Below are 19,430 nucleotides of genomic sequence, written 5' to 3' on the forward strand. Positions count from 1 at the left end.
GCAGGAAAGACAAGATTGAGAAAGCAGAACCAATGAAGGGTAGCCAGAAAGTAATCGACGCGTTAAACGATGGCCTGACAATCGAACTCACCGCCATCAACCTGTACTTCATCTCTTCCAAGATGTGCAAAGACTGGGGTTTTGACAAACTGGCCAAGCACTTCTACGACGAATCCATCGAAGAAATGAAACACGCCGAGCAGGTCATCGACCGCATCCTCTATCTGGATGGCGTTCCGGAAATCGCCCGCTACGACGTCATTCGCGTGGGTCAGACTGTCGAAGAACAGATCCAGAACAGCCTGGAACTGGAAACCAAAGGGGTCTCAACCTACAACGAAGCCATCGAACTCTGCCGACAGGAAAAAGACGCCGGCAGCCGGGAATTGATGGATCAGATGGTCGTCGAGTCAGAAGAAAGCATCGACTGGTGCGAATCACAGCTGGAACTGATCAAACAGGTCGGCATCCAGAACTACCTGGCCGAGCAGATTCGCGAATAGCAGGCTTAAACCGGCTGAGCGGCACACAGACAACGTCGCTTGGACTGCCCACAGTCATCACACAGCCCTGCCAGTAAGTCCTTAATGCGGCAATGGCAGGCTGTGCAGCCTTTACCAGCTCCACAACCGCGGGTCACTTCGTGGACGGTCTCTGCCTGGGTCTCAGTAATACACTGCTGGACCTGATCTGGAGTCACTTTCAGACAGTGGCAGAGAAAACGGCGGCGTGGTGCAACTTCAGGGGCCGGGGTGGCTCCCACACGCTCGATCTGGCTTCCGGTTACTGTAGACATCTTACACTTATACCCAGGCGTCTGTCGCATCCATGGTGGCAGACGCTTTTTTACGTGGATAGTGATCTTGAAAAACCCGGAGTTCCTCAGGTAGGAAACGGCTGGAACCCCGATCTCAGGCTTGGACCTGGTGGAATGTCGATCATGAGACTCAGTCTCAACTAAGATAAGTATATCGACCTTCTTTCGGCTGTCAACTACCGTTTCTACATCTTTTTGACAGTTCAGATAGAAAGAAATCCCAATTCATGTGCCATTCAGTACACTGAACCAGAACATTTTCTCCTCTAACCCAGCCACAACAGGCACTTAAGTTCTGACATCCAATTGCAAAACAAAAACAGGCCTGCTCTCGCAGACCTGTTTAATGTCGTTTCAGCCTTCTGCCAAACGATTTACGTCGTCTGTTTCTTAAATGCGGTGTCTGGATCACGGAATCGGTAACCAACTCCACGCACCGTTTCGATCAACTCCGCGTGCTTATCCAGTTTCTGACGCAGGGCCCGGATATGAACGTCAATCGTCCGCTCCAGCACCAGGGCATCATCTCCCAGAGCCGCATCAATCAACTCAGAGCGGGAGAACACCCGCCCCGGCTGACGAACCAGCGCTTCCAGAAGTTCGAATTCACTGCGGGTCAGAGAGATAGGCACATCGTCAATCATCACCCGATGACGCCGGCGGTCGATCATAACTCCCTGGCTCACGATGGTATCAGAGGCTTCGCCATTGCTTTCACGTCGACGAAGCAGAGCCTTGATCCGCTCCAGCAGAATCTTGACGCTGAACGGCTTGGTCACGTAATCGTCAGCCCCCAGCGTGAATCCGACGACCTGATCGGTCTCTTCAGATTTCGCGGTCAGCATCAGAATCAGCACATTGCTGGTTACCGGGTCTGATCGCAGTCTGCGACAGACTTCCAGTCCGTCCATCTGAGGCAACATCAGGTCTAATATAATCAGGTCAGGCGTTTTCAACTGAGCCTGCCGTAACCCGTCCATCCCATCCAGGGCCACCACGGCATCGTACTTCTCCTGTCGCAGATTGTATGCGAGAACTTCAGAGAGAGAACGATCATCTTCAATCACAAGAATGCGTTTCTTTGACATGTCTTTTTCTTATAGCACCTCAGTAAAAGCGGGTCAGGTGGAAAATGTTTCTTTGTGACGATGACGGATAATTTCGCCTTCGGTCAGGTAAATCACATCTTCCGCAATATTTGTAGTATGGTCGGCAATACGTTCAATGTGGCGCGCTGAAGAGAAAAAGTGTAATGCCGGCTTAATCAGGCTCGGATCGGTCTGCATCAATCCGTAGATTTCATTGATGATCTCGCGGTTGTAACCGTCGACAATATCATCCCGCTTGCAGACCGCGCGGGCCTTTTCAGTATCGAAATCGATGAACGCGTCAATCGCGTCGCGTAACATCGAAACCGTAACTTTCGTCATGGGTTCCAAAGCAGCAGGAATGTGGAAATTCGGATAATGCGACAATCCGATGGTCCGCTCAGCGATATTCACAGCCAGATCGGCAATCCGCTCCAGATCATTGTTAATCTTCAGCACCGTTGCCGTCTCGCGCAAATCGACGGCCACCGGCTGATGCAGCGCCAGAATCTTCAGGCAGTCTTCCTCAATCTTCACTTCACTCTCGTTGATCGCCCGTTCCTGCTCAATCACTTCATTGGCCAGATCAACTTGAACTTCGTAAAGCGCGCGACTGGCTTTGGAAATCATCTCTTCCACCAGTGATGACTGGGTGATGATTTCCCGCTCCAGTGATTCCATATCACGCTGTAAATGTTTTGTCATTGGCTTATCCAAACCTGCCGGTAATGTAGTCTTCGGTCTGCTGTTTCTTGGGGTTCGTGAAGAGCTCTTCCGTCGCTCCGGATTCGATCAGCAGCCCCTGATAGAAAAAGGCAGCCTGGTCGGACACACGAGCCGCCTGCTGCATATTATGCGTAACGATCACAATCGTGTACTGTTCTTTGAGTTCGAAGATCAGGTCTTCGATCCGTGCTGTTGAAGCCGGGTCGAGTGCCGACGCCGGTTCATCCATCAACAGAATGTCCGGATCATTGGCCAGGGCACGGGCGATACATAACCGCTGCTGCTGACCACCCGACAGGTTCAAAGCAGAATCGCTCAGGCGATCTTTGACTTCATCCCATAGCGCTGACCGCTGCAGAGAACGCTCGACGATCTCGTACAGATCTTTCTTCTTACGAATACCTGCGATCTTGGGACCGAACGACACGTTATCGAAAATCGATTTCGGAAATGGAGTCGACTTCTGGAATACCATCCCGATCCGCTTCCGCAAGGTCACGATGTCTGTGCGGCTGGAATAAATATCCTGACCTTCCAGCAGGATCTCGCCTTCGACCCGGGTACCTTCAATCATGTCGTTCATCCGGTTCAGACACCGGAGAAACGTCGACTTTCCACAGCCTGAGGGGCCAATGAACGCAGTCACGCACCGCTCAGGAATCGAAAGCGAAATATCAGTTAAAGCGCGGTTATCCGAATAATAAAACGACAGGTCACGCACGCTGATCTTTTCGGTAGCCTGCGCCAACTCATCGGCAGTCCGCATGCTTTTACCTTCAGGAATCGAAGGCCGCACGACAGGACCCTGTGAATGAGTGGAGGCTGCTTTATCAGGTGATTGCATATTATTTTTAACCGAGGGTGTTGAAGCCATAAATTGGTTATCCCCGCTGAATACTATTATAGATAATCGAAATCAAATATGTGCGGGAGAATTTCGTATTTTCCCGATCGCCAGGATCCCTCTCTTACCAGCGAATCTTTTTTCCGTATTTATGCCGCACGAACACCGCTACGGCATTCATGCTGACCAGTACAACCAGCAGTACTAAAATCCCGGCTGCTGCCAGATGATGAAACTCTTCCTGCGGTCGCGAGGTCCAGTTGAAAATCTGAATCGGCAGAGCCGTAAACTCATCCGATAATTTTTCCGGTACAAAGGGAACATAAGCCATCGCCCCGACAACCAGCAGGGGTGCCGCTTCTCCCAGTGCCCGTGAGAGGGACAGAATCACTCCTGTCATAATCCCCGGCAGGGAAGCCGGCAGCACCTGGTACCACACCGTCTGCCAGCGGGTCGCCCCCAGAGCATAAGCCGAACGTCGGATCGAATCCGGTACCGCCCGCAACGCTTCCTGGGATGCCAGAATAATGATCGGTAATACAACCAGAGTCAGTGTCAGTGCGCCAGACAGCACGCTCCGTTCAAAAGCCAGCGCCCGGACGAACAGTCCCAGCCCCAGAATTCCATAAACAATGGAAGGCACGCCGGCCAGATTCGCGATATTCAACTGAATCAATTTCCGCCAGCGACTGCGCGGAGCATACTCTTCCAGATAAACGGCAGCCCCTACTCCCAGTGGCACCGAAAACAGAGCCGTCAGACAGATCAGCCAGATGCTGCCCCACAGTGCGGTCTTGATACCGGCTTTCTCAGGGAACCGTGAAGGCAGCGACTCGATAAAGTCCCAGCTCAACCAGCTTTTGCCCTGCAGAATGATATTCCAGATCAGAACCAGCAGCACCAGCACACAGGAAATCGTGGCCAGAAAACAGGCCGCAGTAAACATCCCGTTAACGATACGCCCGCGGCGTCTCTTTGTATAAATATCGAGTTTCGTGCTCATTCGTAGCGTTCTCCTACTCGGGAGAGAATATATTGAGCAATCACGTTCATCGTCATTGTTGTAACAAACAAGGCAAGGCCGACTGCAAAAATTGTACGGTACTCAATCGTCCCGGCAGGGGTATCTCCCAGACTCACTTGCACGATGTAAGCAGTCATGGTCTGAATACTTTCCAAGGGATTCAGGGTCAGCTTGGGTGTCGCTCCTGCTGCCAGAGTCACCGCCATTGTTTCACCGATTGCACGGGAGATGGCCAGCAGGAAGCTGGCAATAATCCCCGACATCGCAGCCGGCAGGACCACCCGTACTGTCACTTCAAATTTATTTGCTCCCAGTGCAGAAGCTGCTGCCCGCAATGAAATCGGAACCGACTGCAGAATATCTTCACTCAGAGAAATGATCATCGGCAGGATCATAATCCCCACCACGACACAGGCACTGGCAGCATTGAATACGCCGGCACTGGGAAAAATCTGGCGGATGATCGGAGACACAAACACAATTGCCATAAATCCGTAAACGACCGATGGGATACCGGCCAGGATTTCCAGAATTGGTTTCACGATGTCGCGGAAGCGGGGAGATGCATACTCACTCAGGTAAATCGCCGTCCCCAGACCAATGGGAACCGCCACAAGTGCGGAACCGCCGGCCACCAGCATCGTCCCACAGAGCAGAGGCAGAATCCCGAAGTGCTGTGGCTTAAGCAACGGCGTCCATTCAGTCCCCGTCAGAAACTCCAGCACAGGCACGTCGTAGAAGAACTTGACCGATTCGTACAGCAGAATGATCACAATGCCTACGGTTACCAGCACTGAAATGCTGGCGCAGATAAACAGCGAGAAGTGAACCAGGCCCTCATACACAGGACGCAGACTGTTCCACACACCACTCGCACTTTCAAGAGACGCAGGGCGAGGCAGCCCAACGACCGCTGCCTCACCCCCGTTTACTTCAACTGGTTGTTCTGCGTCAGAACGTTCGTTTGTCACTTCGACAAAGCTCCATTAAAGGTTTCCATGTTCTTCTTCTGAACTTCTTCTGAGACGGGCACATAACCCACGTCTTTCGACAGAGCGGCAGCGTTTTCCATGTAGAATTTGACGAAGGCAACTACTTCAGGTCGCTCCAGAGCAGACTTCCGCACATAGATGAACAGCGGACGGGACAGTGGCTCATAAGTGTTGTTCCGCACGGTTTCCAGAGACGGTTTGACACAACCTTTGCCACCATCAACAGCCAGCAGCTTCAGTTTGTCTTTATTTTCGTCGTAGTAAGCGTAGCCGAAGTACCCCAAGGCATCTGCGTCTTCGGAGACACCGGTCACCAGCACGTTATCGTCTTCACTGGCAGTGTAGTCAGCCCGGCTGGCTTTGGATTCACCAACGATTGCTTCAGTGAAGTAATCGAAAGTACCCGAGTCAGTTCCCGGACCGTACAGCTTGATGTCCTTGGCTGGCCACTTGGGATCCAAGTCTTTCCACTGCTTGACGCCACTTTCCGGACGCCACAGTTCTTTGAGCTGACCGACGGTCAGGCAATCACACCAATCATTCTTGGGGTTCACGATCACAGCCAGACCGTCAAACGCGACTGACAGTTCGATGAACTCGATTCCCTGTTCTTTACAGGCGTTGGCTTCTTTTTCTTTCATCGCCCGAGATGCATCGCAGATATCAACTTCACCAGCGATGAATTTCTTCATTCCACCACCGGTACCGGAGACACCAACTGTCACACGAATCTTAGGCTGCACTGCACGAAACTCTTCGGCAACCGCTTCACTCACAGGATACACGGTGCTGGAGCCATCGATTTTCACACTGCCTTCCAGCTTCTCGCCACCTTCAGCAGGTGCTTCCGCTCCCGGCTCAGATCCAGCCTGCTTGGCTGCCGGGCCGTCGCTTTTCCCGTTGCATCCAACGCCAATCAGGGAAACGCCAATGGCCAGACACAGCAGCCCCCATACTTTCCCCTTGTTTGTCGTGATCATCGTGTGTGTTTCTCCCAAATGCGATATGGTTAAATAAGATGGTTCTTCGCTTTGATTCAGAGACCACACCGCCGTTCAGAGCGAACGGGCACCTGTAGCCTCTCTCAGACGCGTGTTACCATACCCGCAATTTGTTAAGACTATATTAAGAAACCGTGAAGTACTTAATCTTTCCGGAACAACCCAACCACCGGAAATGCGCATCCTAACACAGGGATTACACAGCACTTATCACACTCAACCCCGATCTCAGCCACGGGGGAGACGGACAGAAAACGTCGTTCCTGTCCCGACCTTACTGGTCACACCAATCGTACCATTAAACGATTGTACAAGATGCTTCACAATTGAGAGCCCCAGCCCGGTTCCACCCAGCTCACGCGAACGCGCTTTGTCGACCCGGAAGAATCGCTCGAACAGACGGGCCAGATGCTTCTCCTCAATCCCGATCCCGGTATCCTGGACCTGCAGTAACACCATGTTTCCTTCATCACGCTGCCAGCGAATCGTAATCGTTCCCTGCTCCGGCGTGTACTTAATTGCGTTGTTGATCAGGTTCCCCAGGATCTGGTGCAAGCCTTCTTCGTCAGCTTTGACCCGCAAACCGGGCTCCTGCTCTTCAATAATCAGTTCGATCTGCTTCGATTCCGCCACAGTCTGCTGATCTACCAGGCAGGACTCAACAAAGGGACGCAGCTCGATGCTGATAATATCGAAGACCTGATTTCCTGATTCGATACTCGCCAGGCTGATCAAGTCGAGAATCAACTGGTGCAGACGGTCTGCCTGTTCTTCGATCCGCATCAGAAAAGTTTTGCTGATCTCCGGATCATCCATCGCGCCCCGGATCAGGGTCTCGGTGTACGCCTTGATGGAACTCAAAGGCGTCTTCAATTCATGTGAGACATTCGCGACGAACTCCTGACGTAATGATTCCAGCCTCCGTAATTCGGTCATGTCAAATAACACAATCACCAGCCCCGGACAGGGAGTGCCGGGCAGCGGTGTCGTGGTCACCCCCAGAATTCGATCGCTGGTACTCTCGAGTTCCACTTCCATCCGCTGGGGTTCCAGGGTTTTTAATACCTCTGTCACCGCCTTTTGCAGCTGATGATTTCGCACCGATTCAAATAGCGGCTTTCCCTGTGCCTCTTCCGGCGAGAAAAACAACAACCGCCCCGCCGACTCGTTGGCAAACAGCACATGCTGTCGTTCATTGGTCGCGATCACGCCTTCGACCATCCCCTCCAGCACTGTACTCAGACGATCACCGCTCGCCTGCAGCTGACGCACGCGTTCGGCCATCTCCTTGCTCATATGGTTGAAGGACTGGGCAAGGATTCCCAGTTCATCATGCTGGGGAAAATACAGTTTCTGATCGTAATCCCCATTGGCAATCGACTCGGCTGCGTTGGTCAGAATCGTCAGGGGACGGATCATGCGGGCGACCACCCAATAGGTAATCAACATCACGGTAAAGCTGACCAGTAGCGCAATACTCCAGATCAGCTTTTCAATCGACGCGATCTCCAGCTGAATTTTGGACATCGTGATCGAAACACGCACCACCCCCTTAGGCTCGCCATCATGCCTGTACAAGAGCGCATAATACTTCATGGGCTCACTCAGTGTCGGACTTCTCCGTTCGGAAGTCCCCGAACCCGTGGCCAGCGCTTTGATGACTTCCACCCGGTTTTTGTGGTTTTCCATGTCGCGGACCAGTTGCAGTGAACTCTGATCCGAATCGGCAATCACCACACCGTCCATGTCGATCAGCGTAATCCGCGTGCCGGTTTCCGCCCCCAGCTTCTCAACTTTGATCTGCAGCTGCTCAGAGAATCCTCTGTCGAAGACCCCCTCCATGCTGCTCCGCATGATCACCGCTGAGTCGTGCAGACGCTGCTGTACCTGGTCTTCCACCTGGGTCTTCTGACGTCCCGAAACAATCAGCACAAACACAATCGCGGAAGCAATATTCAGACCGGCATAAACCAGGAACAGTTTCCAGAACAGACGCGAAGACCACATTCAGACATTTACCTTGTTGACGGTCCGTGCAGGGAATCATGTCAGACCACTTTTAAGCTGGCCTGTATTACTCCCACACGCAACGAGATTTCCCTATCGGGTTGAAATGAATTGGCCTATTGTGAACCCGCCCCCCTGTATTTCGCAAGGGCTGTCCCCCATTTTCACGCAGACTTCAACAGAACACGGCCACGAACCACACTGCTGCTCCAGTAAAATGCCCCTGATCCACCAAGGCAGACCAGGGGCACCCACATCAGGCAATCACGCGTGTGACCACTCCCGAACCGACCGTTTTGCTGCCTTCGCGTATCGCAAACCGGTCCCCCTCAGCCAGCGCGATCGGCTGGTTGAGCATCACGTTCAGTGTCACACCATCGCCGGGCATGGCCAGATCTGCCTGGCCTTCCACCCGTGCGGTTCCCGTGACGTTCGTCGTACGAAAGAAAAACTGGGGCGTATAGCCATCAAAAAAAGGCGTATGCCGTCCCCCTTCTTCCTTTTTCAACACATAAACTTCCGCTTCGAAGTTTCGATACGGCGTCACGGTGCCAACTGCTGCCAGCACCTGACCCCGCGAAACCTCTGCGTAGTTCGTCTTTCTCAACAGGCAACCCACGTTGTCGCCGGCATAGCCCGTATCAACCAGTGCGTTGAACGACTCCACCGAAGTCACAACATCAGTGCGAGTCTCTTCACACAGACCGACAATCTCGACCGCATCGCCGGGACGGATCTGCCCCTGTTCGATCTTACCCGTCACCACAGACCCGCGGCCCATGATGCTGAACACGTTTTCGACCGACATCAGAAACGGCCTGTCTGTCAGCCTCTGCGGATCCGGCACGTAGGTATCGAGCGTCTCCAGCAGTTCGTGGATACACCGGGAGGCCTCAGGATCATCCGGTCGTGCATCGGCCAGTTTCGCGGAACCGTAGATAAAGGGAACTTCATCTCCGGCGAAGCCGTAATGCGTCAACATTTCTCGCAGCTCCAGCTCCACCAGTTCGATCAGCTCCGGATCATCCACCAGATCACACTTGTTGAGAAATACGACCAGGTACGGAACACCCACCTGCCGCGCCAGCAGAATGTGCTCGCGTGTCTGGGGCATCGGACCGTCGGCGGCAGAGACCAGCAGCACCGCACCATCCATCTGGGCCGCACCGGAAATCATGTTCTTGATGTAATCCGCGTGTCCCGGACAGTCGATGTGCGCGTACGTCCGCTTGTCCGTTTCGTATTTCACATGCGACGCCAGGATCGTCACAGTCTTGTTTTTATCGCGTTCGATACCACCGCGGGCGATCTCCTGGTACGACTTGACACGCGCCAGACCACGCTGTGCCTGCACCTTCAAGATCGCAGCTGTCAGCGTTGTCTTTCCATGATCGATATGACCGATCGTTCCCACATTCACATGAACTTTATGAACCATTGCTCATAGCCTCCTTTCTCAAGAGGAGTGTGTTACATTTGCCGGCCAGCTGAAGAGGTGAGCAGCCTCAGCAACCTTTTTGTGCCCGTGCAGCGCCAGATCGGCTGATGCAACGAAAAAATGCGAGCCTCGCCCCGGCTGGGGCATACCAATAAAAAAAGCCCGTCCGATCAAAGAATCGGACGGGCTTGAATTCATTCAATGTCGACGTTCACACTTCACACACCGACCCCGTCCCGTCAGATTCTGACGAGCTGCTCGATGAACTCTCGCTGGAGAAGAAGTGAAACATGGTTTTTCCCTGTAAGAATTAATGGGGTAGCATTACCCGTTGGGAAGCAGACACCAAAGTTCAGGAGCAGGTTCACAAAAAAAAACGCGCTGCCCTCAGAAACAGGTCAGCGCGAAATTAAAGCGCCATGCTCAACCGTAGATGAAACATCGCTAAATAGAATGATTCCGCAGACCGAGTATCAGTCTGGAATGGATGTCACGAGTTCTTCTGAAACCGCTTCCAGAACGTCTGACGTAATCAGCGGTAGCTCGTCGGCATAACCGACCAGCAGTCCCAGGTCACACAGGCGATTGATCTTGCGCGGATTCCCCTGCGTCAGTTCGAACAACGTCTGGAATGCAGACGCTTCGAACACCGGTTCGGTCCGGCCGGCGACCTGTAGACGATGCTCAACGTACCGTTGTGTCTCTTCTGCAGAAAACGGTCTGAGCAGACAGCGGACCGAAATACGGTCATCCAGCTGAGCGGAACGTTGCAGGTGACTCAACAACAACCGGTCTCCTACCAGCAACAGCGTGAAGTCGACATCGGAGGTCTGCTGAAAATTGAGCAGCTGATGCAGTGTCTCGAAAATTCGCTGGTCTGCAATCAGATGTGCTTCATCGATCACGATCACGGGCTGTGCCCCCTGATCACAAAGCAGCTGTAACTGTCGATGCAGGGCGCGGATGATGCGATCCTTCCCAGTCACTCCCGGCTCGATGCCCGCCTCTTCTGCTCCTAACTCAACCGCGAGATATGAAATCAACTCGACAGGTGAAAGCTGGGGAAAGACCAGTTGTACGAACGGCTGATGCCGCTCTGCAAGCTGACTTTTCAGCACGTGGCACAGGTAGGATTTCCCGCTGCCCGGGTTCCCGACCAGCAGACCGGCTCCCTTGCGGTTCTCCACCAGGTATTGCAACTTCAACAGTCCAGCCTGATGCGGGTGGCTCTCATAAAAATACCCAGCGTCCATCTTTTCTTCGAAAGGGCCGCTCTGCAGATTCCAGTAACTCTGATACATCGACTCTGATTCCCGCGAATGGTTGAAAGGTCTGAGACTTCCGCTTAATTGTTCTCTTAATAATTTCTTTTAGGAACAGCTGCGCTGCGCACTGTCGGCAGCTCGAGCTCTTCAATTTCTCCAGTTAGCCAGGCAGCCCCGGAGCTGCTTGCATTCTGCGTACCCCCGGACTGCCTGTTACCCGACACATAAATGGGCTGCGCTCCGGAAACCTGCTCGACGCGTCCACTCGTCTGCTGATCTCCATAATCGCGTCCCAACGCATGATAGACTCCCGAACCGGTCTCTCTGCTGCCTGCCGCCTGTTTCACAGAAACTGTCTGTACTTCCCCCATGGCTGCTTCCACATCAGCAACCGCTTCCTGCAGCGGCAGCTCCGCATCCAGACCAAATTCCATCGACAGTTCATCCCCACTCCCCAGATCGGGTGCCAGCGACTCGGCATCGGAAAGCAGCTTATCTTCCACAGAAGGCTCTTCCAGTGAACCGAAGAAGGAAATCAGTGCCATCATTGAGCAGACACTGGCGATCAAACCGACGAAGACTTTAGCCGTCTGGTTCCAGCGAACTCCAAAGCGAGATTGGCGTTCGGTTTGAGAGGAATCTCGTGAGATGAGACTCAGAACTCTTTTGAATTTGAGAGACTTCAGCCAGCTCATGACTCGATCCTTCGAGACGGGACTCTGTTTTGACAGCAGATCAGAATTCAATCCCTGAATTCCGGTTAGACAGGACACGGTGTCCGTTCTCCCCCTCAATCTGTTCTGTCGAGAGGCAGTCAGCGCTCTTTTTGTATCGGTTACCGGGTGTATGACTCTTGATCATTTCACAGACTTGGTAAAAGGGGCAGACTTACCAAAATAAACCGGTGATACCTGTCGCTGAGAACAAAAACTGCCGGCACCATCGCACGGTACCGGCAGCATTAGATTAGCAACATAACTTACTGACAGGCCGAGATTTAGTTCAGGCCCAGCACATCCGCCATTGTATACAGACCCGCCTTCTGGGTTGTCAGATATTTGGCGGCCATCAGGGCGCCATAAACATAGCTGTCACGGGTATGGCCGCGGACTGTGAGGTCGATGGTCTCACCCATCATGCCGAAGACAATCGTATGCTCTCCCACATTGTCACCGGTCCGCAATGCGTGATAGCCGATTTCACAGACCGGACGCGGACCGGGACGCCCTTCGCGTCCGTGAACGTGTTCGGTTTGGCCCATCTCGTCGGCAATGATTTCACCAAAATGCAATGCGGTCCCACTGGGTGCATCTTCCTTAAACCGGTGATGCCGCTCAATGATTTCTACGTCCACTCCACTGGGAGTATTCTTCAGCGAATGGGCGGCTTCCCGCACCAGCTTCATCATCAGATTCACAGCCACGCTCATATTGGGGGCCAGAATCAGGGGAGTGGTCTGTGAAGCCGTCAGCACTTCGTTGCGCTGTTCCGGCGTCAATCCCGTGGTAGCAGCAACCAGCGGAATCTGCCGTTCAGCACAGACCCCGGCGATTTTCACCAGTCCGGACGGCAGGGAGAAGTCGATGATCACATCCACGCGGTCGGTCAACTCAGACGTAATGTTCAGTCCAATAGGGCCGATGCCGGCCACTTCACCCACATCTTTACCCAGGGCGGGAGAAGTATCCGATTCCAGGGCAGCCCCCAGTTTCAGATCCGGATCCTGATATACGAGCACAGCCACCCGCTGTCCCATCCGACCGCTGGCTCCATTGACTCCGACAAGAAGTTGATCGCCCATCTCACTGCTCCCATTCACAATAACGTTCTGATATTCGAACCAAAGATTTTTTGTTGGCTTAACTCTGTTGCAGATCGTAATACACGCACTGTCACTTTTCCATCAGAGCCCACCACTTTCTCCCTGCATTTTCCAGTTTATTCGCCTCAACTCACCAGCCTGCTGAGTGCCTGCTTGAGTTCCTCAATCACATCTGTTTCGGTCTCAGTTTCCAGACGGGTCTGGAGCGTCTCCACAGTGGTCGGAGCTCCCAGTCGCCCCAGCGCCCAGGCCGCGGCTCCTCGAATCAACGGCTCCTCATCATTGAGTACTCCCAACAATGCCTGCACTGCAGTCTCGTCTCCCCGGTTCCCCAGTACGATGGCTGCATTCCGGAGCAACCCCGCCCGACGGGCCCGCGACATCGGCGTACTCTGGAACCGCTCCTGAAATGCAGCTTCATCCAGTGTCAGCAGTTCGCAGGCATCGACGGGGGTAAACGTTTCGACCGGCTGAAACGCTGTCTCTCCGCTGATCGGTGCCTTCCGATTCCAGGGACAGACATCCTGACACACATCACAGCCAAACATCCAGTCCTGCATCCCCGGTCGTAACTCTGCAGGGATCGGCTGATCTCGCAATTCAATCGTCAGATACGAAATGCACTTCCGCGCATCCAGCGTCCCTGCTTCCACGAACGCATCGGTCGGACAGGCTTCCAGGCACCGCGTGCAGGTGCCACAATGACTTGTTTGTTGCGGTTCGTCATATTCCAGCTCATCACTCAGCAGCAGCCCCGCCAGAAAAAACCAGCTTCCCTCCCGCTTGTTGAGCAGCAGCGTGTTCTTTCCAATCCAGCCCAGTCCTGCCAACTGAGCGAAGTCCCGCTCCAGCAGCGGCGCAGTATCGACAACACCCCGCGTTTCACAATCGGGATACTGCTCGCGAATCAAGCGCGACAGCTGCTTCAGCTTCTTGCGAATCACTTTGTGATAGTCGGTCGTCCCCCAGGCATAACGCGAAACCCGCGCCTCGGTTCCCGTCACTTCGGGCGGTGCTTCCGTCTGATAATTCAACGTCAGCATCAGCACACTGCGCACGGAACTCATCACATAGCGTGGATGTTCATAGGCCTCTTTACGACGTTCGAGATAGCTCATCTCTCCCGCGTATCCCTGGTTCAGCCAGTCCAGAAAGCTGTGATAACCAGTGGGCGTGACCGCCGGCGCAATCCCGGCCAGATCAAAGCCGACCTCGCGCGCCAGTCGCTTGATCAGCTCACTCTGCTGACTCAACGATTTCCCCGTGGTTTCGGCACTCTTACCCATTCTGCTCCCACAATTCGATGTCACTCATCACAGCGATGAATCTGCCTGCATCTGTTCCCACTGGGCATGACCGATTTTTAATACGTCTGCATCATCCCGTTTCGTCAGCGGTGTGTACTGAGGGTGTCGCGATTCTTTGTAAGGATCGTTGTGCTTCGTGTTGTAGCAACAGATGAATCCCCATCGTGGATGGTCGCTTTTATTCTGATCTGAGCGGTGGAGCAGATTGGAGTGAAAGAAGATCGCCGAACCCGGTTCCAACGTGCAATACACGAGTTCAAACCGCTCGCAGGCCGCAGCCACCCGCTCCGGATCTGCGCCGGTCTGGTCACCCACCTTGCCATGATTCATCCGCCCCATCAGATGGCTTCCTTTAAGCACCTGCAGGCAACCGTTCTCCTGGGTCGCCCGGTCGACGGCAATCATACAGCTGGCCATATCCGGAAACAGGCAACCGTTGTTGTACCAGTATCCGTAATCCTGGTGCCATGCCCAGGCACCACCCACCTTCGCTTCTTTCTGGATCATCTTATGGTGGTAGTGATAGACTTCATCTCCCAGCAGTTCTTCCATCCGGTCCACAACCCGGTGACCGGCGGCAATCGCACCGTAGATGTCATCGCCGACTTCGTTCTCCACGCTCAGTTTGACCGCGCCCCCTTCTCCGTCAGCCCGGCTGAAAGTCACCTGCTGCATCGCCAGGTCTGCCCGACCAATCTGCCCCAGCAGCGCTACTTCTTCCTCGCTGAATAACGATTCCACGACCACAAATCCGTCACGCTGAAACCGCTCGACTTCTTCATTTGAGAATAACGACGTCACCATTTGCCTCACTCCCCATTCACTACTGCTAATGAGAGCTATTGAAATAACACCAGAGTTTTGCGGGTGGCACAAACAGAACCCGCGACATCCTTTATTCTACCGCCTCGCTTCCCGGGTTGCGAGTAGATCATTGCCAAACAAAAAGACACAGTCCCTCACGTGAAGGACTGTGTCTGAGAAACTCGATTATTCAGCGGGATTCAATCAGGCTTCATCCAGCAGATTCACAGCTGCAAACTCCTGACCTTCCAGCATCGCCAGGCTGGCACCACCGCCGGTACTCACATGCGAGACCTGATCGGCAAAACCGAGCTGCTGGATCGCGGCGGCACTGTCACCACCACCGATGATGCTGGTTGCATTGCTGTCTGCGATCGCCTGGGCAACCGCTTTGGTTCCTTCATCGAACGGCGGCATTTCGAACACACCCATCGGTCCGTTCCAGACCACTGTTTTAGCGGACTTCACTGTCTCAGCAAACAGTTTCGCTGATTCCGGTCCGATGTCCAGTCCCTCGAAACCGTCAGGGATTTCACCGGCTTTCACAACCTGCTTGTTGCAGTTGCTGTTAAAGTCGTCGCCACAGTGTGTGTCGACCGGCAGCATCAGTTTGTCGCCCCCTTTGGCGATCAGCTCTTTTGCCAGCTCGACCTTGTCCTTTTCTACCAGACTGTCACCAACCTGACCTCCCTGGGCCAGCGAGAACGTGTAAGCCATCGCACCACCGATAAGCACCTTGTCGCAGATACCCAGCAGGTTGTTAATCACGTTGATCTTGTCAGAGACTTTCGCTCCCCCCAGAATCGCCACGAACGGACGCTGAGGATTCGCAATCGCATCGGACAGGTATTGAATTTCTTTCGATACCAGGAAGCCAACTACTTTCGGCTTACCGTCCATGGCTTCCGGAACTGCAACCATCGAAGCATCGGTCCGGTGGCAGGTACCAAAAGCGTCGTTGCAGTAGATATCAGCGAAGGCAGCCAGCGCACCTGCGAAAGCGGCATCCCCTTTTTTCTCACCATCGTTGAACCGCAGGTTCTCCAGGATCAGCACCTGGCCATCTTCCAGGGCAGCGACCTTTGCCTTCGCATCGTCGCCAACTGTATCCGTCGCGAAGGCGACGTCCTGATCCAGCAGCTTACCCAGGCAGGCAGCGGTTGGTTTCAGGCTGAATTTCGCATCACCGGCATCCCCCTTGGGACGTCCCAGGTGACTCATCAGAATCAGGCGACCGCCACGATCGATAACGGACTTGATCGAAGGCAGAGCCATCCGCACCCGGCGATCATCGGTAATATTCAGATCGTCATCCAGCGGAACGTTAAAGTCGACACGCATCAATACGGTCTTACCCGCTACGTCTACGTTTTCAATTGTTTTCTTTGCCATGGAAACTTGAACCTGTCTCTTTGATTACAGAGGTTAAGATAGAATGTGACTGTATTGAACCCGTCCGAAAAATGACGAATTCCTGCTAATACTGGCGGGAGCACTTTAAGTTGCGAGCGCGGGCTACTGAAAGACCGACGGACTACTCGTCCATCACGTCCTTTTCTTTCGCATCCGCCATGCTGTTGACTTTACCTTCGAACTTTTTGGTCAGTTCCTGGATCTGATCCTTGGTATCGTCCCGTTCGTCTTCCCCCATCACTTTGTCTTTTTCGGACTGGTCAGCATGCTTGTTTGCATCCCGGCGGATGTTGCGGATCGAAATCCGGGCTTCTTCAGCCAGCTCTTTCACGCGTGAGACCAGCTGCCGACGACGTTCTGTCGAAAGTGGGGGAATGTTCAATCGCACGACGCGACCATCGGTATTCGGTGCCAGTCCCATATCGCTGGCCTGGATCGCTTTGGCAATCTCTCCCACCATCTGGGCATCGAAGGGGCGAATCAGAATCTGCTGCGGCTCGGGAACGCTCACGTTCGCCATCTGCTTCAACGGAGTCGGCGAACCGTAGTAATCCACGCGGATCGAATCCACCAGACCGGGCGTGGCCCGCCCCGTACGAATCCCCTGCAGCTGACCTTGAAATACGTGAACCGCTTTGTCCATTCTCTCTTCCGCGTCGAGTAAAATTTCTGCCTGGTCCATGCTGCAAGTCCTTCGAATAGTTAGCTTTATCTGAATAGAATCGATGTCTGACTGGATACCGCTCGCACCACTGACCGGAAATGTTCAGTCTGTCAGCAACGCGAACTGGCCCGATTTTAGTTGACCAGCTCTGAAAATCAAACCGTCAGGAACGAGAAAAACCAGCTGAAACAGGTTCAGCTGGTTTTTCTCAGGCAAGACTCACTCTTCTATTTTACTCTGTAACAGGAGACCGATCAGGCAATCGGCGACTCTTCCCGGTTCATAATGCCACTCAGATACAACAGGTTTTTCTCCTGAGGCAGATTGGTCTTGAACTGCAGATGTTTCAGTTCCGCCTTCAACAGATCACGGCGACTGATCTGGCCAACCAGGCAGTTTCCATCGCGGACGACCGGCAGACGACGTGTCGGCGTGCTCTGAAAAATCTGCGCAATGGTCAACAGATCCGTGTCTTCCGTGATACACCGCGGTTCCGTATCGATAAACGGAAAGATCTGCGTTGACGGCAACTGCTCATAGCTGGCTTTAATCAGCACATCCATGCAGCACCGTTCTGAAAAGACACCCAGTAATCTGCGTTCTGAATCCAATACGGGTGCACCGGAAATCCGATGATTTAACAGCTTCCCGATTGCTTCATGTACATCCATGTCCGGAGTTAAGGTGATTAACTTCGTGACCATAATGTCTTTCGCGAGTACAGGCTTATCCATAGCTTTTCCCCCCTTCTAAATTGGCGATTTTAGAGACCAGGTTAGTGAGTCACACAATAAACAGTGACAGGAAATGACTTCAGAACGATGGGATCAGTGTGAACTCAATATAGAAATGAAATAACGCCTGGCACGTTATTCATAATCGAATGTGGAAAACTTTTACATTTTACCAACCACTTTTTGATTACTCAAAATCTTTTCCGCTGATCACGTATCCGTACATGTGCTCTGACCAGCGTTATCTTTTACAATTTCAACGACTTAACGATTTCTGCAAAAATTGATTCCTGCGTCTTTTACACCAATTTCTCCCCCATCCTGGAAGTCGAGACCTGACAGATACGCTCCGGGACGCTTATAATCAGGCTTCGCCTACTCAACTTTAGAATCTCCTGCACCAGCGGTGCTTCACAGCCCCTGGTCAGACAATAGAAATCAGGGCAATGTCACAACGCGTGGAAATCGATGGTGTCGGACTGCATCTGGGACGGCCGGACCAGACCGTCAGCGACTGGATCGGACAACATGAAGCACTCAAGCAGTTGCTCGCCTGCTGGCTGGTGATCGACGAAAAAGATATGCCACTCACACCACGACTGGTAGGCACACCCGGTATCGGAAAAACATCGCTGGCTATCGCAGGCGCACGCACGCGCGAGCAGGAACTCTACATCTATCAATGTACTGCAGACACACGACCTGAAGACCTGCTGGTCACCCCGGTACTCGCCGAAAGCGGGAAGATCACTTATCACGCATCCCCACTCGTCAGTGCCATGATTCGTGGCGGCATCTGTGTGCTCGATGAAGGCAACCGCATGAATGAAAAATCATGGGCCAGCCTCGCACCACTGCTCGATCATCGGCGCTATATCGAATCCATTGTCGCCGGCGTCACAATTCCCGCACATCCCGATTTCCGCTGTGCGGTCACCATGAACGAGGATGAGTCCACCTTCGAAATCCCCGACTACATCCTCAGTCGTCTGCAGCCCAGCATCACCCTCGAACATCCGAACCGCGAAGATGAGAAAATGATCCTGCACTATCATCTCCCCTTCGCCGATGAGCATATGCTCGACCTGACCGTCGACTTCCTGCAGCAGTCACACAGCCTGAAACTCGATTTCTCAACCCGCGATGGCATCAACGTGCTGCGACTGGCACTCAAACGTGCCGCCCAGGATAAAGAACACCCCCTCAGCAAAGACACCATCTGGCTCGAGTCCCTGAAGAGCTGCCTGGGTGATGATGCCCTCGACCTCGAATCTCTCTCAGAAAAGCGTCAGCAGAATCTGGGTGGCAACATGATGCCGATGGGGCTGGGAGACTTCTTCTTCTCCCCGGATAACCCCCTGCATCCGGATCGGGATGATGACGATTTCGAAGACTTCGAGGATGACGAAGACGACGACAACTATTAAATCGTCATCAAATCCCGTCAGGCACTCGCGGTCGACTCAGATCGTTAATACCGATTG

19 protein-coding genes are annotated in these 19,430 nt (G+C 53.3%); 2 read left to right on the plus strand and 17 right to left on the minus strand.

Going from position 1 to position 19,430, the window contains the following annotated elements:
- The first annotated feature begins 32 nt into the window (after window positions 1-32).
- Window positions 33-503 (plus strand): bacterioferritin, encoded by a 471-nt coding sequence (bfr, locus tag FYZ48_RS12515; RefSeq protein ID WP_149340866.1) that lies wholly within the window; start codon window positions 33-35, stop codon window positions 501-503.
- 5 nt (window positions 504-508) lie between these two features.
- Here bfr and FYZ48_RS12520 read toward each other — a convergent pair whose 3' ends face one another.
- From FYZ48_RS12520 to FYZ48_RS12600, 17 genes are all read right to left on the minus strand, one after another.
- Window positions 509-796 (minus strand): (2Fe-2S)-binding protein, encoded by a 288-nt coding sequence (locus FYZ48_RS12520; RefSeq protein WP_187781996.1) that lies wholly within the window; start codon window positions 794-796, stop codon window positions 509-511.
- Between the two features lie 395 nt (window positions 797-1,191).
- A complete protein-coding gene (locus FYZ48_RS12525; RefSeq protein ID WP_145036290.1) occupies window positions 1,192-1,905 on the minus strand; it encodes a response regulator in 714 nt (237 codons plus the stop codon).
- A 33-nt stretch (window positions 1,906-1,938) separates the two neighbouring features.
- Window positions 1,939-2,610 (minus strand): phosphate signaling complex protein PhoU, encoded by a 672-nt coding sequence (gene phoU / locus FYZ48_RS12530; protein ID WP_145036288.1) that lies wholly within the window; start codon window positions 2,608-2,610, stop codon window positions 1,939-1,941.
- Window positions 2,611-2,614: 4 nt separating this feature from the next.
- The gene (pstB, locus tag FYZ48_RS12535) at window positions 2,615-3,397 is read right to left on the minus strand and encodes a phosphate ABC transporter ATP-binding protein PstB (RefSeq protein ID WP_149340869.1); all 783 of its coding nucleotides are present in this window, start codon (window positions 3,395-3,397) and stop codon (window positions 2,615-2,617) included.
- Between the two features lie 202 nt (window positions 3,398-3,599).
- The gene (gene pstA / locus FYZ48_RS12540; RefSeq protein ID WP_145036284.1) at window positions 3,600-4,478 is read right to left on the minus strand and encodes a phosphate ABC transporter permease PstA; all 879 of its coding nucleotides are present in this window, start codon (window positions 4,476-4,478) and stop codon (window positions 3,600-3,602) included.
- Window positions 4,475-5,365: a phosphate ABC transporter permease subunit PstC gene (gene pstC / locus FYZ48_RS12545; protein WP_390625125.1), complete on the minus strand. Its 891-nt coding sequence runs from the start codon at window positions 5,363-5,365 to the stop codon at window positions 4,475-4,477. Before pstC ends, pstA begins: the two co-directional genes overlap by 4 nt.
- Before the next feature lie 101 nt (window positions 5,366-5,466).
- A complete protein-coding gene (locus FYZ48_RS12550) occupies window positions 5,467-6,471 on the minus strand; it encodes a PstS family phosphate ABC transporter substrate-binding protein (protein ID WP_145438628.1) in 1,005 nt (334 codons plus the stop codon).
- Window positions 6,472-6,720: 249 nt separating this feature from the next.
- The gene (gene pnpS, locus FYZ48_RS12555; RefSeq protein WP_145180546.1) at window positions 6,721-8,499 is read right to left on the minus strand and encodes a two-component system histidine kinase PnpS; all 1,779 of its coding nucleotides are present in this window, start codon (window positions 8,497-8,499) and stop codon (window positions 6,721-6,723) included.
- A gap of 256 nt (window positions 8,500-8,755) precedes the next feature.
- The gene (tuf, locus tag FYZ48_RS12560) at window positions 8,756-9,937 is read right to left on the minus strand and encodes an elongation factor Tu (RefSeq protein ID WP_149340871.1); all 1,182 of its coding nucleotides are present in this window, start codon (window positions 9,935-9,937) and stop codon (window positions 8,756-8,758) included.
- Window positions 9,938-10,410: 473 nt separating this feature from the next.
- Window positions 10,411-11,238: an ExeA family protein gene (locus tag FYZ48_RS12565; RefSeq protein ID WP_145180542.1), complete on the minus strand. Its 828-nt coding sequence runs from the start codon at window positions 11,236-11,238 to the stop codon at window positions 10,411-10,413.
- A 56-nt stretch (window positions 11,239-11,294) separates the two neighbouring features.
- Window positions 11,295-11,897: a hypothetical protein gene (locus tag FYZ48_RS12570; RefSeq protein WP_149340873.1), complete on the minus strand. Its 603-nt coding sequence runs from the start codon at window positions 11,895-11,897 to the stop codon at window positions 11,295-11,297.
- Window positions 11,898-12,199: 302 nt separating this feature from the next.
- Complete coding sequence (gene dapB, locus FYZ48_RS12575) at window positions 12,200-13,003, minus strand: 4-hydroxy-tetrahydrodipicolinate reductase (protein ID WP_149340875.1); 804 nt, start codon at window positions 13,001-13,003, stop codon at window positions 12,200-12,202.
- A 146-nt stretch (window positions 13,004-13,149) separates the two neighbouring features.
- On the minus strand, window positions 13,150-14,310 hold the full coding sequence (queG, locus tag FYZ48_RS12580) for a tRNA epoxyqueuosine(34) reductase QueG (RefSeq protein ID WP_149340877.1): 1,161 nt from the start codon (window positions 14,308-14,310) through the stop codon (window positions 13,150-13,152).
- A 27-nt stretch (window positions 14,311-14,337) separates the two neighbouring features.
- Window positions 14,338-15,135, minus strand: a complete 798-nt coding sequence (locus FYZ48_RS12585) for a phytanoyl-CoA dioxygenase family protein (protein ID WP_149340879.1) — start codon at window positions 15,133-15,135, stop codon at window positions 14,338-14,340.
- Window positions 15,136-15,339: 204 nt separating this feature from the next.
- Complete coding sequence (locus FYZ48_RS12590; RefSeq protein WP_149340881.1) at window positions 15,340-16,527, minus strand: phosphoglycerate kinase; 1,188 nt, start codon at window positions 16,525-16,527, stop codon at window positions 15,340-15,342.
- Window positions 16,528-16,669: 142 nt separating this feature from the next.
- Window positions 16,670-17,230, minus strand: coding sequence for a ribosome recycling factor (frr, locus tag FYZ48_RS12595; RefSeq protein ID WP_145036265.1), 561 nt, complete (start codon window positions 17,228-17,230; stop codon window positions 16,670-16,672).
- A gap of 236 nt (window positions 17,231-17,466) precedes the next feature.
- Window positions 17,467-17,946, minus strand: coding sequence for a CBS domain-containing protein (locus FYZ48_RS12600; RefSeq protein ID WP_145036263.1), 480 nt, complete (start codon window positions 17,944-17,946; stop codon window positions 17,467-17,469).
- Window positions 17,947-18,392: 446 nt separating this feature from the next.
- On the opposite strand from FYZ48_RS12600, the gene FYZ48_RS12605 reads away from it, so the two are divergent.
- The gene (locus FYZ48_RS12605) at window positions 18,393-19,373 is read left to right on the plus strand and encodes an AAA family ATPase (protein WP_149340883.1); all 981 of its coding nucleotides are present in this window, start codon (window positions 18,393-18,395) and stop codon (window positions 19,371-19,373) included.
- Window positions 19,374-19,430 lie beyond the last annotated feature (57 nt).

This window comes from Gimesia chilikensis, from assembly GCF_008329715.1.
Taxonomy (GTDB): Bacteria; Planctomycetota; Planctomycetia; order Planctomycetales; family Planctomycetaceae; genus Gimesia; species Gimesia chilikensis.

Excerpts from the sequence above, each read along its gene's own strand:
- bfr (WP_149340866.1), top strand. The coding sequence starts at position 33 with ATGAAGGGTAGCCAGAAAGTAATCGACGCGTTAAACGATGGCCTGACA.
- FYZ48_RS12520 (WP_187781996.1), bottom strand. The coding sequence starts at position 796 with ATGTCTACAGTAACCGGAAGCCAGATCGAGCGTGTGGGAGCCACCCCG.
- FYZ48_RS12525 (WP_145036290.1), bottom strand. The coding sequence starts at position 1,905 with ATGTCAAAGAAACGCATTCTTGTGATTGAAGATGATCGTTCTCTCTCT.
- phoU (WP_145036288.1), bottom strand. The coding sequence starts at position 2,610 with ATGACAAAACATTTACAGCGTGATATGGAATCACTGGAGCGGGAAATC.
- pstB (WP_149340869.1), bottom strand. The coding sequence starts at position 3,397 with ATGCGGACTGCCGATGAGTTGGCGCAGGCTACCGAAAAGATCAGCGTG.
- pstA (WP_145036284.1), bottom strand. The coding sequence starts at position 4,478 with ATGAGCACGAAACTCGATATTTATACAAAGAGACGCCGCGGGCGTATC.
- FYZ48_RS12550 (WP_145438628.1), bottom strand. The coding sequence starts at position 6,471 with ATGATCACGACAAACAAGGGGAAAGTATGGGGGCTGCTGTGTCTGGCC.
- pnpS (WP_145180546.1), bottom strand. The coding sequence starts at position 8,499 with ATGTGGTCTTCGCGTCTGTTCTGGAAACTGTTCCTGGTTTATGCCGGT.
- tuf (WP_149340871.1), bottom strand. The coding sequence starts at position 9,937 with ATGGTTCATAAAGTTCATGTGAATGTGGGAACGATCGGTCATATCGAT.
- FYZ48_RS12565 (WP_145180542.1), bottom strand. The coding sequence starts at position 11,238 with ATGTATCAGAGTTACTGGAATCTGCAGAGCGGCCCTTTCGAAGAAAAG.
- FYZ48_RS12570 (WP_149340873.1), bottom strand. The coding sequence starts at position 11,897 with ATGAGCTGGCTGAAGTCTCTCAAATTCAAAAGAGTTCTGAGTCTCATC.
- dapB (WP_149340875.1), bottom strand. The coding sequence starts at position 13,003 with ATGGGCGATCAACTTCTTGTCGGAGTCAATGGAGCCAGCGGTCGGATG.
- queG (WP_149340877.1), bottom strand. The coding sequence starts at position 14,310 with ATGGGTAAGAGTGCCGAAACCACGGGGAAATCGTTGAGTCAGCAGAGT.
- FYZ48_RS12585 (WP_149340879.1), bottom strand. The coding sequence starts at position 15,135 with ATGGTGACGTCGTTATTCTCAAATGAAGAAGTCGAGCGGTTTCAGCGT.
- FYZ48_RS12590 (WP_149340881.1), bottom strand. The coding sequence starts at position 16,527 with ATGGCAAAGAAAACAATTGAAAACGTAGACGTAGCGGGTAAGACCGTA.
- frr (WP_145036265.1), bottom strand. The coding sequence starts at position 17,230 with ATGGACCAGGCAGAAATTTTACTCGACGCGGAAGAGAGAATGGACAAA.
- FYZ48_RS12600 (WP_145036263.1), bottom strand. The coding sequence starts at position 17,946 with ATGGATAAGCCTGTACTCGCGAAAGACATTATGGTCACGAAGTTAATC.
- FYZ48_RS12605 (WP_149340883.1), top strand. The coding sequence starts at position 18,393 with ATGTCACAACGCGTGGAAATCGATGGTGTCGGACTGCATCTGGGACGG.